Genomic DNA, 15954 nt, shown 5'->3' on the forward strand with positions numbered 1-15954 from the left:
ATTTGAAAGGCTCTGCCATTCAAGGAACGGGAGGATACAATGATCAATAGACGTGATTTCGGAAAGATTGGTCTAGTCGCCGGCCTCACCGCAACAATGGGAAGGCCGGCATGGGCCGAGTCAGCCGCCGACACCGCCGTCAAGGCCGCGCAGCAATACAAGGGGCGCACGATCACGATCGTCTGGGAGGCAGGGCTTCAGTCGCTCGATCCCACTCACTTCTCGGGTCCAAAGTGGAAAGAGCTGACCGGGATGGACGTGAAGGTGGTCGAGGTCGCGACTGCCGAGATGTTCACCAAGATCATGCAGGACTACAAGTCAGGAGCCGGCGCATACGACGCGCTCAACGTCATACCTGCCTGGATGCCCGATCTTGCCCAGGCCGGCGCGCTCGAGGTACTCGACCCCTATGTCGAGAAATACGGCTACGCTCCCGAGCTACAGACGATTGCGCCGACCTATCGCGACAACCAGATGAAGGTTGGCGGCAAGATCTACGGCTTCCCCGATGATGGCGACGTTTTCCTGATGTACTATCGGCGCGACCTCTTCGAGGATCCAGCCGTGCAGAAGGCCTTCAAGGAGAAGACAGGCAAGGACCTCGCGGTGCCGAAGACATGGGCGGATTTCGATGTCGTCGGAGCTGGTCTTACGGACGTCCTAAAGGACAAGGGTATCTACGGCGCCGCCTTCTTCCGGCAGCCTCCTTATGCGATGTACATGTTCGAGGAGCGCTTCCGCAATGAGGGCGGCAAGTTCTTCGACGCTGACACCATGAAGGCCACGATCAATTCCGATGTCGGCGTCAAGGTCTTCGCCGACATGCGCAACGAGAACAAGTTCATGCCGCCAGGCGTGGAGCAGTTCGGCTTTGTGGAGAATCTCGCGACTTTCCTGCAGGGCCAATCGGCCATGACCATCTCCTGGCCACCCTATGGGCGCTGGGCCGAGGGTTATGGTACGGACCAGGAGGCACTGAACTGGGTCCCGAAGACAACTATCGCAGGCAAGGTGGGCTACGCCCTACCGCCGGGAGGACATCCCGAGCTCGCTGCAGGCTTTGCGTTGTCGATTTCGTCCACCTCGAAAAACAAGGACGCCGCCTATCTGTTCATCCAGTGGCTCAATAGCGACGCTGTGAGCCGCCAGCGCGTTCAGCTTCCCTATACGCTACGCGACCCGTTCCGCGACGCGCACTATGCGGATCCTGGCTATCTCGCCCTGTGGCCAAATGCCAAGGACTATCTGGCGGCCTTGAAACAGGCCTCGCAGACGGGTCTTCTCGATCTGTCGCTTCTGCAAACCGACAAATATGAGGAGGTCTTGCGCCAGGCGATTTCAAAGCTGTGGGCAGGCGACGATCCGAAGACGATCCTCGACGCGGCAGCAGCCCAGTGGAACGACATTACGCAGAAGATCGGCGTCGACAAGCAGAAGCCGGTCTATGCGGCTTGGGCCGCTGAGTCCGGCGCCTATCCGAAAACATAGGCACGCCCCTCCCTCTCCCCTCTCCCGCTTTCGAGCGGGAGAGGCTCCGCCCGCTGTCGACGACGGCACGAGACCAAAGCGGAACGTATCCCGAATTCAACCATGGCCGCCATCGCCCATCCCGACCGCAACTTCAAATACTGGCTGATCTCGCCGGCCGTCTTCCTGCTCTTGCTGGTAGGCCTGTTCCCACTGATCTTCTCGCTTGTGGTGAGCTTCATGCGCGTCACCATGCTGGAGACCGACACATCCTTTGCCGGATTGGTGAACTACGTCCAGCTCTTTCATGACGCGAGACTATGGCAGTCGCTCCTCCACACATTGCTTATCATGGTCATAGCCCTGCCCATCGAGTTGCTTCTCGGCCTCGCCATGGCCTACCTGTTCCTCGACCGCATGCCCGGGCGACAGCTTCTGGTTTCGCTGCTGGTGCTGCCGACAATCATCTCACCGATCGTCGCCGGCGCCACATGGCGGCTCCTGTTCGATAACCGCTATGGTCCGATCAACCAGATCATTGGCTGGTTCGCTGGCCACCCTGTGGCGGCCCTGTGGACGGTCAATCCCGGACTCGTCTATCCCGCCATCATCTTCTGCGAGATCTGGCAGTGGACACCGTTCATGTTCCTGATCTTGCTCGCCGCCCTTTCCAATGTCGACCGCTCATTAACCGAAGCGGCTGAGATCGACGGAGCGCGGTTCTGGCGCAGCTTCCGCTATGTTGTCCTCCCGGCAATCTTTCCGGTCATGTCGATCGCCATTCTGATCCGTGGCCTCGACCTCTTCCGCATCTTCGACATCATCTGGGCGCTCACGGCGGGCGGTCCCGGCACGATGACCGAGACCATTTCCGTCTATACCTATATCCAGGGATTCAGGCAGTTCGAGTCGAGCTACACGGCGGCGATCGCCTTCCTTGTCATCGCGCTTCTCACCGTCATCGTGACCTGGGCCATTCGGCGCATGGGGCTGGCAAAATGAAAGGCGCACCGCTCCATCGCCGCAAGGAGACGAAGCTCGTCTTGCGCTATCTCATGGCGACGCTCCTCGTCGTTATATTTGTCTTTCCGATCTACTGGCTGTTTGCCATTTCGTTCAAGACTCCAGGCGAGATCTTTGCTTTTCCACCGGTGTGGTATCCGAAGAGCATCCAGTTCAACAATTATGCGGTGCTGTTCAAGGATGGCGATGCCAAAACGGTCGGCAACAGCCTGGTACTCTCTTCGGTATCAACCTTCTTCGCCATGATCTTCGGCACCATCGCCGCCTACTCACTGGCGCGCTTCAAGACGGGCGGCGAAAACCTCGGCGTTTGGATTATATCGCAGCGCATGATGCCTCCCGTGGCCATCGCATTTCCGATCTTCCTCTTCTATGTCTGGCTCGGCTGGGTCGATACCTACATCGGGCTTATCATCCTCTATACGGCGTTCAGCCTCCCCTATGTGATCTGGATGATGCGGGGCTATATCGAGGAAATTCCGCTAGAGCTCGAAGAGAGCGCCCTCATCGACGGCTGCAATCGTTGGGAGGTTCTGTGGAAGGTGGTATTTCCGATGGCGCGCTCCGGACTGTTCGCTACCGCGGTCTTCACCTTCGTCTTTTCCTGGAACGACTTTCTGTTTGCACTGGTGCTCACCCGCACCGAGGTCACGACCTACACGGTCCAGGTCACGCATTACTTCGGCGGCCAGTCGAATTTCTGGTCCAAGATCGCCGCGATGTCGGTGCTTGGGACCATTCCCGTATTCATCACCGTCGCAACGCTGCAGCGCTATCTCGTCCGCGGCATATCAATGGGCGCAGTCAAGGGTTAGCTCGTGTCGGACCTGAAGATTACCGGACTCCACAAGCACTACGGCACATACCACGCCGTCAAGGGAATCGATCTTGAGGTACCCTCGGGCGAATTCACGGTCCTGGTAGGTCCATCGGGATGCGGCAAATCAACCCTGCTTCGTACCATCGCAGGACTTGAGGAGGCGAGCGCCGGAACAGTCGAAATCGGCGGACAGAACGTCACGTGGGCACGCCCGCGCGATCGCGACATCGCGATGGTGTTCCAGAACTACGCCCTCTATCCCTATCTCAACGTTTATGAAAACATTGCATTTGGCTTGCGTGCGAGGAAAGTTGCGTACGCCCAGATCGACAAACGTGTGAAGCGCGCCGCCGACATGCTCGGCATTGCGCAACTTCTCCAGCGATTTCCACGTGAGCTTTCTGGCGGTCAACGCCAGCGCGTCGCGATCGGCCGCGCGATCGTGCGGGACGCACTGCTCTTTCTATTCGATGAACCGCTGAGCAATCTCGATGCCCAGCTTCGCGACGATATGCGGGTTGAAATCAAGCGGCTCCATCAGGAACTCGGCCGCACCATCATTTACGTGACTCACGACCAGATCGAGGCGATGACGCTCGCTGACCGCATCGCGCTGCTGCGCGACGGCAGGATTGAACAGCTCGGCACGCCGCTCGATTTGTTCGAGCGGCCGGCAACGCGCTTCGTGGCCGGCTTCCTCGGCAGCCCGAAGATGAACTTCCTGCCCGCCACCATCGAGACCGGAGAGGTAACCCTTCGCGACGGAACCAAGCTGACCCTGCCTACCGGACGCAAGGCGCCAAACGGCCAAGCGATTATTTTGGGACTCAGACCCCAGCACATTGCCAAAGCCAGCGCGAGCGCTGCGCCAGGTCACGTGCAGTTGCCATCGACTATAGAACTCGTCCAACCAACAGGCTCCCGGGTGCAGGTTAGCATGCCGCTCGGGGGAATCAGCATCACCGCGGAATTCGCGGCTCACGAAGTCACCGCGCCGGGCGAACAGGTTCGTATCGACATCGATATGAACCGCGCCGTTCTGATCGATCCACAAACTGACAAGGTCATTTGAGGGAGCCACCATGGCCCAGAGGAAGCCGAGCCGCGCAATCAAGCTCTTCGGAACCGAAGCTCCCGAAGGCAAACGTCGCGAATTGACCGCAGGTCCCATCTCGGCTGTCTTCGACAGCGGTGCGTTGCGCTACATCCGCTATTACGGTGAAGAGATCCTGCGAGGAATTTCCTATATCGCGCGCGACAAGGACTGGGGCACCTATGCTCCGGCAGTCGAGGACCTGAAAATCCGCCAGAACAAGGATGGGTTTGCCATCGCCTATCAAGCCATTTGCAAGGACCAAGATCAGGCGATCCGGTATTCCGCCAAGATCGACGCAAACAGCAATGGCACACTGACGTTCTCGGCCGAAGGAACGCCCCTTTCCGACTTCCTCACCAATCGGACAGGGTTCGTGGTGCTGCATCCGCTCGCGGGAACGGTGGGGCGCGCGGTTGAAGTCGTCCACACGAATGGAAAGAAAGAGCGGCGCAAATTCCCGAAGCTCATCAGCCCCGGTCAGCCCATTTTCGAAATCCGGTCACTCAAGCACGAGCCGCTGTCCGGCGTTGCCGTCACCGTTCTGATGGAGGGAAACAAGTTTGAGATGGAGGACCATCGAAACTGGATGGATGCCTCCTACAAGACCTATGTGTGCTCCCTCCTCGATCCCTGGCCGTACATGATGGAGAAAGGCAAGAGCTTCAGCCAGTCAATCACCCTCACCGTCTCAGGCAAACCGCCGAAATCGAGGCCGAGGACCTCCGCTGCCGATACGACGATAACTCTCGCGGGCACGAAAGGCCGTATTCCGCAAATCGGCCTCGGCGTGCCGATGGGGGAAGCCGCGGCGGCGCTCGAGGCCGTGGACCTGATTGCTGCGGCGAAGCCTCAGTCACTCGTTTGCCAGATCGACGGACGCGAGCGAGGACAGGAAGAAGCTGCTGCCTGTTACCGCGATCTGTCAAGGCAAACGGGAGCGCCGGTCATACTCGAGATCATTCTGCCGGCCAGGGAGCCGGCCGATAAGGAAATGGCTGCGATCGCGCGCGCAGTGAATGCCGCGGGGCTCACACCTGCGTCCGTTGTTGTCACCCAGATGCACGATCTCAAATCGTTTCAGCCAAACACACCGAGGCCCTGGGGGCCCACCTACGAGGAAATGGCGACGGCGGGGCGAGCCTGCTTCCCCGGCGCCACGCTTGGCGGTGGAATGCTCTCCTATTTTACCGAATTAAACCGCAAACCCGTCCCCCAGGGCGTGTTTGACTTCATCACACATACCGGCTGCCCCATTGTCCATGCCCCAGACGACATCTCGGTCATGGAGACTCTTGAGACTCTTCCGTGGATCTTCGATTCGGCACGCGCCATGGTCGGCAAGACGCCCTATCACATTGGCCCGACCAGTATTCCATGTCGTGACAACCCCTATGGCGCAGCGGTTGCGCCAAACCCCGACAACAGGCGGATTTGTCTCTCCGATATTGATCCGCGCCAGCGCGGACTCTTTGCCGCCGCATGGAGCCTCGGCTACCTGTCGGCGGCCGCGAGAGCCGGTGTCGACGCCGTGGCCCTCGGCTCTGCCACTGGCGCGCAAGGGATGATCTATCGCAAATTGGCCCATGCCCAACCGTGGTACGACGGTGGTGGCGCCAGACTGCTCCCTATCTATCATGTGATTGCAGGTCTTGCCGGTGCGAGCGGCGCAAGGCGCATCGATACGGATTCGTCTGCACCTCTAAAGCTTGCCGCTCTTGCTCATCGCAACAAGGCCGGCGGAGTGCTTTGGCTTGCGAACCTGTCAAGTGAGACTCAGCGCCTGAAGGTCAGGGGCTTCGATGGCCCTGCCAGATTGGATGTTCTCGCTCCAGAAAGCTTTGAAGCGGCCGCTCGCGATCCCGCCTGGCTCGAGAGTGGCGGCACCTTCGTCCGCAAGGTGGGAAGCTTTGAACTTCCGTCATATGGGGTTGCTCGAATCAAGAGCGACTGATCTCCCATGGCGCTCGAGCGCGTGCCGACCGTCGCGGGTGTCGCGCGACGGCCAGCGAGGAAGTACAGCCTCGTAAGATAGGCCCGCCAGTGAACCGCCTGTGTTGAGATCGATCAATGTAGGAACCGGCGTCCGGCGCTCAACTCCTCCGGAGCACCAGGAGCACGCGCCATGGGCACAAAAAATATCATTGCTCTCGTTGTGATCGCCATAGTCATCGTCGGGGGCGCAGTCGCGCTCCGCTACGTCGATACGGGACAGGGTGCCAGGACGAGCCCGGGCATATCGGCCAAAACGGCATCAGACTGAGCAACATCGGCACGGTCCTACGCCCGTCAGCAAGGAGGCCGCCAGCGTGAACCTGTAGGCCCCAAAAGTGGCGGGCAGCCCCGACCGACATCAACCGGCACGCACGAAAATGTGCTGATACCCGGGCTCTGAAGATCTATCGAAAGTGCATATGTCCTGCCTAGGGCCCGGGGCATCAGGGCTAGTTCGATGTTGGATATTGCAATGGGAATTCTCGTTGCGGTGAGCGTCGGCATTTTCTTGGCGCACGCGGTTGACGCCTATTACGAATAGAAAACGCGGGACCGACGCCGCTCTGTTCTTGTGCTGCGGTTATCCACAGCTTATCCACAGGCTGACAGAACAGATGTGCAATGAATCGCGAACAGACTGGCGGCTCGGCACACGCCCCCGCCGAAGATGTGCCGAGCCTAGCCATGCCAGTGCGCTGATCGATCCGACCGGCTGGGACGAATGATGGCGACAATGTGGCTGCGTCGCTAGAGCTCAAATGCAACACTGTCGAGGGAAATAAGAAGGCCACCAGGTTCCGCCGGGCCTCAGCCGGCGGCGTGCGCTGCCAGCCGCTGGCAGTTACGGGTGCGATGTCGGCGCCGGCGCTTCATGGCTCCCCCCCCCCTTGGACATGCGTTCCCGCAACGCGCTTTTCTGCGAAGCAGCGAAAAGGGGGACCGCTAAAAGTTTGGTTTGTTTGCCAAAAATGGCGCGAGAGACGGGGCTCGAACCCGCGATCTCCGGCGTGACAGGCCTGGATTCCGCGAGCAGCTTCAACGCCCTCTGATAGGCGGTCGCCGAGGCCGGCGCCAGCGGAGCCGCCTCAACGTCCGGCGTACTTGGGCCGCCACGGCCGTCGCCAAACGACTGGCAGGCGATGTGCTTGTACCTGCACTACCATCGATTCCAGTTGCGGAACGATCAAGCAGAGTGGATCGCTGACCTGCTGCTCGGCGTCAGATTCGAAGACGACGGCCGAATCCGGGAATGGCAACCCCAGGAGCTGCGCGCGATGACAGGTCGCGTGCAGGCCGTCATGGCTTAGGTGCTGCGATGGATTCCAGCACCACCAACCACATCGGATAAAATAGCTCTGCTCCCCCGCGGCCGCCTCAAGGACGCCAGGAGATGGTTCGCCCATCGCGGATGGGCCGTGCTGCCCCAGGGTCGCAGGGGGCAAGCCATCCGTTCATCATCGCCTCCCCGTCGCGTTGATCTTCCCTCGCCCTGATGGAACTCCGTTGCGTCGCCTCAGACGAAGGCACTCAACCCGGTGATCGACTTGCCGACGATCAACGTGTTCATCTCCCTGGTGCCTTCATAGGAATAGATCGCCTCGGCGTCGGCCACGAAACGGCCGATGTGATTTTCGAGCAGGATGCCGTTACCGCCGAGCAGTTCGCGCGCATAGCCAACGGTCTCGCGGCACTTGACGGTGCAGAATGCCTTCGCCAAGGATGCATGCTCGTCGCGCATCACGCCTTCGTCCTGGAGCTGGGCGAGACGCAGCATCATCGCCTGGGTGGACGTGACGTTGCCGAGCATGCGCACCAGGAGATCCTGCACGAGCTGGAATCCACCGATCGGCCTTCCGAACTGCCTCCGTTCGGTCGCATAGCGCAGCGCGTGCTCGTAGGCGCCCATCTGGCAGCCTACGGCGAACCATGCCACTCCGGTGCGGGTCATCCGCAAGACCTTGGCGGTGTCCTTGAACGAGTTGGCATTCTGGAGACGATCCGCCTCCGGTACGTGGCAATCCTTCAGGGTGATCAGCCCGTTCTGCACGACACGAAGCGCCATCTTGGTCCTGATCTTCTCGACGGAAAAGCCTGGGTTGTCCTTCCCGACGACAAAGCCCTTGACCTGGTTCGAACCCTCCTCGCGCGCCCAGATTACATTGATGTCGGCAAAGGTGGCGTTGCCGATCCACTTCTTCTGGCCATTGAGTATCCAGACGTCGCCCTCGCGCCGGCAGGTCGTCAGCATGCCGCCCGATGTGGCGGAGCCGACCAAAGGCTCCGTCAGCCCGAACGAGCCGATCTTCTCGAAGCGCATCATGGGTGGAAGCCAGCGCTGCTTCTGCGCCTCGTCGCCGCACAGATAGATCGAGCCCGCCGACAATCCGGTGTGCACGCCCCAGAAGGTCGCGAGCGACGCGTCCACCCGCGCCAGCTCCATCGCAACGAAGCCGTTCAACAACCAGTTGCCGCCCACCGCGCCGTAACCCTGGTAGCCGACGCCGCCGATGCCGATTTCGGCCATCTTCGGAATGATTGCGAACGGGAATTCGTCGCGGCCCCAGTACTCCTCGATCACGGGCGCGACGACACCTTCGGTGAAGTCGCGAACGCGCCGCAGCAGCGCGCGTTCGCGATCGTTCAGCACGTTTGCAATTCCATAGAAATCGCCATTGACCGGCGGCGGTACGTAGTCCGACCGTCCCGTCTGGGTCGCCTGCGGGTTCGCCATCGTTCTCTCCCTCGTGCGTGGATCGCGGCGTCAGGCCGATTTGTTCGGACGAACGCTGGCGCGGATCTCCTCGAGACTCTCCTTCACGCGATGCTGGATGATCTTCACCGCCTCCGCGATCGATTGCCTTGCGGTCGATGCGCTCTCCTGTGCGCCTTGCACAGTGATCTGGAATACCTTTCGCGCGAATTCGGCCTGCAACGCGATGTTCTCGTGGACCCTGCCGAAGGGCTTGTACTCGCGCGCAACTGTTGCGGCCTCTTTCAGACCAGCTTCCAGAATCTCGCGCTGCTTCCGTGCCACCGATTGTGCGCCCTGCGCGGCAACCTTCGCGCTTTCACCGAGGGCATCGATGTTTTTCTTCTGGGCCTGCAGCAATTCATCCACCTTCAGCTTCGGCAAGCCGAGATCGCCGCCGAACTTCCTCAACATGTCGATGTATGAGGTCGTGTCCGTCATGATAACCTTCCTTGTTGCTGTGCTCAGAACTAGTGGCGTTCGCCTTCGGACGTTGGAATGATATCTCTGACGCGACTGGCCGTTCGCAACATCAGGGAGGATGACTTAGCCTGCGGGCGCTCGTCGGCAAGGAATTCCTCGATCAACGCGGCAGTTTCCGCCGGCCGGGTCACCATGAACAGGTGTCCGTCATCGATCATGCGCAGCTCGGCATTCGGGATCAGGCCTGCAAGGATATGACCATTAATCGAGGGGACCAGCGGATCGTCGCTGCCCATCAGCACGAGCGTCTGCTGTCGCAGCGACCATAGCCATGGCAGGCTGGTCCAGCCGGCCAAGGCGAGGAGCTGGTACAGATAGCCGAGATTTCGCGCGCCATGCATTGCGTCTGCATGCCGGCCGATGAGTGACGGGTCGTAGCGAAATGCGCCGCCATAGATGTCCGCCGCGATCCTGTTCATGTAGTCCTTGTCGGTGTAGCGCCGCGGCGTTGCCATCTTCCACAACACCGCTGGACTTGCCGGCACCATGGTGAAACCGGGCGCCGTCGCAGCCAGCACCAGCCGCCGGCACAGCTTCGGATATTGATGCGCGAATTGCTGCGCGATCCCGCCACCCCACGACACGCCGGCGGCGTCGACCTCGGCGTAACCCAGCTCCGCAACAAGACCAGCGGCCAGCCGGGCCAGCGTCGAGGGGCGATACGGAAGAAGTGGCCTCGGCGAGGCGCCGACGCCGGGCACGTCGAATATGATCGCCGTCGTGCTCGTGAGTGCCTCGAGAAACGGCTTCGCCAGCTCCCAGTTGGCACCGATCCCGTTGAACAGCAACAGCGGCGGTTTCCGCTCGCCGCCGTGCCTGATGGCGACCCGGAGCGACTGCTCGTAGATCACAATTTGCCGCACACTGATCTCGCCCGGCTTGCCCGTAGCGGTCTGCGTCGCCGGCTGCGTGTTCGTCGTGGCGTCATTCAAAGACGTAAGTCCCCGGAGCTGGAGCGAGGACTGGATGATGCTGGTTGCCGGGCGATGCTGGCGCATCGACTTCCTCGCCCGACCGCGCGTGAAGCCAATCCCGCCAGTCGAGCCACCAGCTTCCCTTCCGCTTCTCGGAAGCAGCCAGGAACGCGTCCGGTCCGGCTGGATTGACGGGGCCGATCACGAAGGAGGCCTTTGGATTCGCCGGCGGATTGAGAAGGCTCTGCAGGTGACCGCTGTTCGAAAGCACGAAGGTCGTGCCAGCGCCCATGATCTGCGCCGTCCTGTGCACGCCTTTCCAGGGCGTAATGTGGTCCGTGACACCTGCAACGACGTAGCAGTCAGCCTTGACCTTGCTCATGTCGATTGCCGCGTCGTTCAGCGCGAGCTTTCCCGCGTTGACGAACGGATTCGTGAAATAGAGATCGAGGTAATCGCCGTGGAGGCGGGCCGGAAGCCGGGTCGTATCGGCATTCCAGTACAGGATATCGAAAGCCGGAGGCTGATTGCCGAGCAGGTAATTGTTGACCCAATAGTTCCAGATCAGATCGTTCGGCCGCATCCACGCGAACATCCGCGCCAGCTCGTGACCGTCGACCATGCCGCGGAGTCGCGAGGCCTCCTTGGCAGCGTGCATGGTTTCCGGGGTCATCAGGCAGCCGAACGCGCTCTCATCGGCCGTGTTCGGGTCAAGCAGGCAGACCGCCAAGACCATGTTCCTGACCTTCTCAGCGGGGCCGCCCAGCGTTGCGAAATATGCCGTCGAGGTGATTCCACCGGAGCAGGAGCCCATCATGGAGATGTCGTCGCTGCCGGTGATCTCGCGCGCAGCGTCGACGGCTTCGTCCAGCGCCGCGACGTACCTGTCGAGGCCCCATTCACGGTTGGCCGCGGTCGGGTTGCGCCAGCTCACGCAGAAGACCTGTATGCCACTCTCGAGCAGAAAGCGGACCATGCTCTTGTCGGGCGAGAGATCGAGCGCATAGTACTTGTTGATCTGTGGCGGCGTGATGAGCAGCGGCCGCTTCCAGACCCTCGGCGTCGTCGGCGTATACTGGATGAGCTCCAGCAGTTCATTGCGAAAGATCACTGCGCCCGGCGTGGTCGCGAGGTTCTCGCCGACCTTGAACGCGTCGCGATCGACCATCGACGGCATGCCGCCGTTCCGGGCGAGGTCGTCGACATAGTTCTTCAATCCATGCCAGACGCTGCGACCACCAGTGTCCACGAATTTGCGGATCGCCGCCGGGTTGGTCAGAATCGCATTGGTGGGAGCGACCGCGTCGATCAGGATTTCCGTGACCAGATGCGCGCGGGCCTTGTCGATATCGCTCAGGCTCGTCTTGTCGACGAAACCGCTGACCGCGTCGCCCCAGGCGAGATAGGCCTTGAGCATTCCGCTGTGCAGCGCGCTCTCCTTCCAGGTGGCATCGGAAAATCGCCGGTCGCCGGCCTGCGGTGCGCGCTCCGACTTGCCGGCAAGGATAGAGCCCAGCTCGCCGAGGAAGGACAACCATTGCTCGGTCGCGACCTTCGGCTCGTTGACGATCGCCTTGAACACGACGCCTGCGCTGTCGACGAGATCCTGGCCCCGGATGCCGACGAGGGGATTGAGCGCCAGTGTATTCCGGGACGCGTCTTCCGATATCCCCTCGTTGAGCGGAATTTGTTGGCGGTTCTCGGCGTTCATTGTCGTTGTGCTCCCGCTGCGGGGATCAGGAGCGCGAGCGTCTCGGCGATCAAGGCGGGTTTCTCCGATCCCTCCACTTCCAGCGTGTTCTGGGTCTTCATGATCACCTGTCCGCCGTCTTTCGGCTCTACGCCGGCGAGCACGACGCGCAATCTCACGCGCGCGCCGGCCGGTACCGGCGCGAGAAAGCGGACCTTGTCGATCCCGTAGTTCAGCCCGGCCGCAGCGTCGCGCGGGATGACGCCGATCTCCATGGCGAGCGGAGCGACCATCGCGAGCGTTAAATAGCCATGGGCGATCGGACCGCGAAAAGGACTCTCCCGCTTCGCTCTCTCGACATCGACGTGAATCCACTGCCGATCGCCCGTACAGGACGCAAAGGTGTCGATGCGCGCCTGGTCGATCGCTACCCAATCGGAAAGGCCAAGCTCCTGGCCAACTCGTTCGCTGAGGCCAGCAAGAGTGAGATTGCTCACGTTTTCCTCCCCGTTCGTGGCTGTGGCGGACGGCTACACGTTGCCGTACCGCTTCCGCAGCTCCTGCTTGTTGATCTTCCCAACACTCGTCTTCGGAATATTCTCGATGAAAATGATCTTCTCCGGGATGCCATATTTCGAAATGACACCCTTGTCCGCGAACACCTTGAGATGGTCCTTGATGGCGGTGTCGCTGACGCCGTTCGTCTCGGACTCCTGCTTGACCACGAGCGCCAGCGGCCGCTCGCCCCACTTCTCGTCCTTGACGCCGATGACAGCAGCATCGGCAACGCCGGGGCATTGCGAGATCAGGTCCTCGATCTGCAATGACGACACCCATTCGCCGCCGGTCTTGATGACGTCCTTGATGCGGTCGGTGATATGCACGTAGCCGTCCGGGCTCACCACCGCGATATCGCTGGTGTGCAGATAGCCTCCGGCCCAGAGCTGTTCTGATCCTTCGGGATTGTTGAAGTAGCCTTGCGTGAGCCAGGGTGCGCGCAAGACGATCTCACCGGCGGACTTGCCGTCATGCGGCACGTCGTTCATGTCGTCGTCGACAATGTGCAAGTCCACCAGCGGCCCGGCCATGCCGGCTCGCGTGCGAAACTCGACCTCGCCGTCTGAATCGCCCGTGAGGTCCTTCGATCTGACGTGGGAAACCGCGGCAAGCGGGCCGGTCTCCGACATCCCGTAGCCGGCAAAGATGTCAATGCCTGCGGCCAGGGCCTGCTTGGCGAGAGCCTTGGGCAAGGCGGAGCCTCCGATCACCATCTTGAGGCCATTCAGATCGACTTTCGCCTTGTCGGCGGCGTCCAGCAGCATCCGGAGGATGGTCGGCACCCCATGGGTGAAGGTCACGCCCTCGCCTTTGATCAGCTTGACCAGCATCGCCGGCTCGTAGCGTCCGGGATAAACCTGCTTCGCTCCGGCGAGCGTCGCCGACCATGGGAAGCCCCAGGCGTGAACGTGGAACATCGGCGTGATCGGCATGTAGACGTCGTCACGCGAGAAGCGGCCCTGCGAGCCCGCTATCCCGAACAGGGCGAGTCCCGCCAGCGAGTGGAGCACAAGCTGGCGGTGACTGTAATAGACTCCCTTGGGCAGACCGGTCGTGCCGGTCGTATAGAAGGTGGTCGCCTGCGTGTTCTCATCGAAGTCAGGAAACTCGTAGTCGGGCGAGGCCGCAGCAAGCAGGCTCTCGTATTCGCCGATGAAGGACAGGCTGCCTGTCTGCGGTGCCGGCGCGTCCGACATCACGATCAGCCGTTTGACCTTCGGCAATTGGGACTTCAGCCCTTCCAGCAAGCCGACGAACTCTTCATTCACGAGAAGCGTCGAAGAACCTGCGTGATCGATCGTGTAGGCGACCTGTTCAGGCGACAGCCGGACATTCACCGTCTGCAGCACGCACCCCATCATGGGAATCGCGAAGAACGCCTCGAGGAAGCGGTGGCTTTCCCAGTCAAGGACGCCGACAGTGTCACCGGGCTCTACCCCTGCTTTGCTCAAAGCCGATGCCAGACGGCCAATCCGTTCCCTGGTCTGGCGATAGGTGAAGCGCCTGAGATCGCGATAAACGATCTCCTGATCCGGCGCCTGAACGCGCGGCGTGTGCCACAACTGCTTCAAGATAAGAGGAAATTGATAGGCAGATTTGGCGGTCTGAATCAGCCTTCCGACCATGGCGGCCTCCCTCGACGTCTCACTCCCAGCAGCCAGCGTCCACAGTTCTGAGCAAGCGGATCACCTGGTCTGCCGACCTGTCTCACGACGGTTCCGTCGCGCGACAACCGCGCAAGCCTCGCGCGCAGCGTCGTCCTTGTGAAGGTCCGCAACGGACAACGCCCGGTCCCGGCCGGACAGTGTGCGCCTCAAACGTCACGCAGTCTTGCACAAAATTGCTGTGATTTGAGTCCGCGGGAAGCCTTATCTCGGCGCTGCACAATAGGTGACCGGCGAGCCTTTTCGACGAGCGAAAAACTGCTGTTCGGCTTCGACAGCAATGCAGAATATGCTTGTGGTCGATCTAGGTCGGCTCGCGCATTCCGACAATGTTCATAGGCAGGTTCAGTTGAGCAACTCCAGGCAGCCGGGCAAGACGATCGATGCGAAGGAAGCGCTGGTCGTCGGATTAGGTGAACGAGTCTACGAGTCGACCAAACTCGCGGTCCTGTTTGACGAGCTTGTCAGACAGGGCCACCCGGCCAACGAAATATTGAGAAACGTCTCTCTCAGGGAACACGACGTGCACTCTCCGAAGACGAGGATTTCGCTCGCGCAATTGATGACGGTTTGCGAGAACGCCATTCGACTCTCGAGCGACCCGCACCTGCCCTATCGCATCGGCTCGTCCATCCATATCTCCACCTACGGCATGTACGGATTTGCTATTCTTTGCTGTCCCGACTTTCGCGACGCCATGGCCTTTGCGTGGCGTTATCACTCGCTTGCCGCGCCGCTTGCAGCGATCGAGTTCAGGGAAGAGAAAGGGTTCGGAAGCTGGACCATTGAACCCAATGCGCGCGCAGCAATCGATCCACGGGTCTACCGCTTCATCACCGAGATGCAGATCGGTATCCACATCTCGTTGATGCGCGACGTCATGGGCGCCGCATTCGCGCCCGATCACGTCAGCCTGACCTATTCTGAAGCCGATGGTTTCGGGCTGCCCGCGGATCTGATCGGATGTCAGGTACATTTCGAGCGCGGGCTCAACTGCATCGTTTTTCGTTCGGACTGGCTGGACCAGGCTGCACGTCTCGGAAACAAGACGACCTATCCGATGGTCGTTGCACTTTGCGATAATCTGCTGGACGAACTGAAATTACGAGTTGGGATCGCCGGGGAGATCCGCGCACTTCTGCTGCGGGATATCGCCAACCCTCCAACCCTTGCCGATGTGACGAAAGTGCTCGACGTCAGCGACCGCTCGCTGCGGCGTCAGCTTCGGCAGCAAGGCATCTCTTTTCGCGGCCTCCTGGATGAGCTCCGGACACACATGGCGCTGAAATATCTGCGCACGACCAAGCTCGCCAACGAGGACATTGCGCTGGCGCTGGGCTTCAGCGACGCCGCAAATTTTCGCCGTGCATTTCGCCGCTGGACGAAGAGGTCGCCCAGCGAGTTCAGAACCGAATAGTCTACCCGTCGCGCAAAACGGCGCTTTCAGCTCGCTGTCTGGCGTATGAGCTAAAATCCGCACTTGACGGATCCTAACCAC

At 60.7% G+C, this 15954-nt stretch carries 14 protein-coding genes; 8 read left to right on the forward strand and 6 right to left on the reverse strand.

All coding sequences use genetic code 11. The features are described from left to right. The first annotated feature begins 39 nt into the window (after positions 1-39). From SO156_RS29300 to SO156_RS29330, 7 genes are all read left to right on the forward strand, one after another. Positions 40-1488: an extracellular solute-binding protein gene (locus SO156_RS29300; protein ID WP_498537188.1), complete on the forward strand. Its 1449-nt coding sequence runs from the start codon at positions 40-42 to the stop codon at positions 1486-1488. A 102-nt stretch (positions 1489-1590) separates the two neighbouring features. Next, a complete protein-coding gene (locus tag SO156_RS29305; RefSeq protein ID WP_498537189.1) occupies positions 1591-2469 on the forward strand; it encodes a carbohydrate ABC transporter permease in 879 nt (292 codons plus the stop codon). Further along, entirely contained in the window at positions 2466-3305 is an 840-nt protein-coding gene (locus SO156_RS29310; protein ID WP_498537190.1) for a carbohydrate ABC transporter permease, read from the forward strand. The genes SO156_RS29305 and SO156_RS29310 overlap by 4 nt, the downstream gene beginning before the upstream one ends. Before the next feature lie 3 nt (positions 3306-3308). Next, a complete protein-coding gene (locus tag SO156_RS29315; protein WP_458150127.1) occupies positions 3309-4382 on the forward strand; it encodes an ABC transporter ATP-binding protein in 1074 nt (357 codons plus the stop codon). A 10-nt stretch (positions 4383-4392) separates the two neighbouring features. Further along, positions 4393-6357, forward strand: a complete 1965-nt coding sequence (locus tag SO156_RS29320) for a D-apionate lactonase family protein (RefSeq protein ID WP_498537191.1) — start codon at positions 4393-4395, stop codon at positions 6355-6357. A 171-nt stretch (positions 6358-6528) separates the two neighbouring features. Next, on the forward strand, positions 6529-6666 hold the full coding sequence (locus SO156_RS29325) for a hypothetical protein (RefSeq protein ID WP_498537192.1): 138 nt from the start codon (positions 6529-6531) through the stop codon (positions 6664-6666). A gap of 877 nt (positions 6667-7543) precedes the next feature. Next, positions 7544-7705 carry a hypothetical protein gene (locus SO156_RS29330; protein WP_458150130.1) on the forward strand — a complete coding sequence of 54 codons (162 nt, stop codon included), beginning with the start codon at positions 7544-7546 and terminating at the stop codon, positions 7703-7705. A 206-nt stretch (positions 7706-7911) separates the two neighbouring features. Here SO156_RS29330 and SO156_RS29335 read toward each other — a convergent pair whose 3' ends face one another. Genes SO156_RS29335 through SO156_RS29360 form a run of 6 tightly spaced genes read right to left on the reverse strand, consistent with a single transcriptional unit; the run spans position 7912 to position 14417 of the window. Further along, complete coding sequence (locus SO156_RS29335; protein ID WP_498537193.1) at positions 7912-9129, reverse strand: acyl-CoA dehydrogenase family protein; 1218 nt, start codon at positions 9127-9129, stop codon at positions 7912-7914. Between the two features lie 30 nt (positions 9130-9159). Next, positions 9160-9588 carry a phasin family protein gene (locus SO156_RS29340; protein WP_498537194.1) on the reverse strand — a complete coding sequence of 143 codons (429 nt, stop codon included), beginning with the start codon at positions 9586-9588 and terminating at the stop codon, positions 9160-9162. Between the two features lie 29 nt (positions 9589-9617). After that, positions 9618-10628: a poly(3-hydroxyalkanoate) depolymerase gene (gene phaZ / locus SO156_RS29345; protein WP_498537195.1), complete on the reverse strand. Its 1011-nt coding sequence runs from the start codon at positions 10626-10628 to the stop codon at positions 9618-9620. Beyond that, a complete protein-coding gene (locus SO156_RS29350; protein ID WP_498537196.1) occupies positions 10555-12255 on the reverse strand; it encodes an alpha/beta fold hydrolase in 1701 nt (566 codons plus the stop codon). Before SO156_RS29350 ends, phaZ begins: the two co-directional genes overlap by 74 nt. Continuing rightward, positions 12252-12731: a MaoC family dehydratase gene (locus SO156_RS29355; RefSeq protein WP_458150135.1), complete on the reverse strand. Its 480-nt coding sequence runs from the start codon at positions 12729-12731 to the stop codon at positions 12252-12254. Before SO156_RS29355 ends, SO156_RS29350 begins: the two co-directional genes overlap by 4 nt. A gap of 33 nt (positions 12732-12764) precedes the next feature. Continuing rightward, positions 12765-14417: a fatty acid--CoA ligase gene (locus SO156_RS29360; RefSeq protein ID WP_498537197.1), complete on the reverse strand. Its 1653-nt coding sequence runs from the start codon at positions 14415-14417 to the stop codon at positions 12765-12767. A 265-nt stretch (positions 14418-14682) separates the two neighbouring features. Between SO156_RS29360 and SO156_RS29365 the strand changes: the two genes are divergently transcribed. Then, positions 14683-15873, forward strand: a complete 1191-nt coding sequence (locus SO156_RS29365) for an AraC family transcriptional regulator (RefSeq protein ID WP_498537198.1) — start codon at positions 14683-14685, stop codon at positions 15871-15873. Positions 15874-15954: the final 81 nt, after the last annotated feature.

It is taken from the genome of Bradyrhizobium sp. UFLA05-125, assembly GCF_059803515.1.

Coding starts and splice junctions, on each gene's coding strand:
- SO156_RS29310 (WP_498537190.1), top strand. CDS start 2,466: ATGAAAGGCGCACCGCTCCATCGCCGCAAGGAGACGAAGCTCGTCTTG.
- SO156_RS29340 (WP_498537194.1), bottom strand. CDS start 9,588: ATGACGGACACGACCTCATACATCGACATGTTGAGGAAGTTCGGCGGC.
- SO156_RS29350 (WP_498537196.1), bottom strand. CDS start 12,255: ATGAACGCCGAGAACCGCCAACAAATTCCGCTCAACGAGGGGATATCG.
- SO156_RS29360 (WP_498537197.1), bottom strand. CDS start 14,417: ATGGTCGGAAGGCTGATTCAGACCGCCAAATCTGCCTATCAATTTCCT.
- SO156_RS29335 (WP_498537193.1), bottom strand. CDS start 9,129: ATGGCGAACCCGCAGGCGACCCAGACGGGACGGTCGGACTACGTACCG.
- SO156_RS29320 (WP_498537191.1), top strand. CDS start 4,393: ATGGCCCAGAGGAAGCCGAGCCGCGCAATCAAGCTCTTCGGAACCGAA.
- phaZ (WP_498537195.1), bottom strand. CDS start 10,628: ATGCGCCAGCATCGCCCGGCAACCAGCATCATCCAGTCCTCGCTCCAG.
- SO156_RS29300 (WP_498537188.1), top strand. CDS start 40: ATGATCAATAGACGTGATTTCGGAAAGATTGGTCTAGTCGCCGGCCTC.
- SO156_RS29305 (WP_498537189.1), top strand. CDS start 1,591: ATGGCCGCCATCGCCCATCCCGACCGCAACTTCAAATACTGGCTGATC.
- SO156_RS29325 (WP_498537192.1), top strand. CDS start 6,529: ATGGGCACAAAAAATATCATTGCTCTCGTTGTGATCGCCATAGTCATC.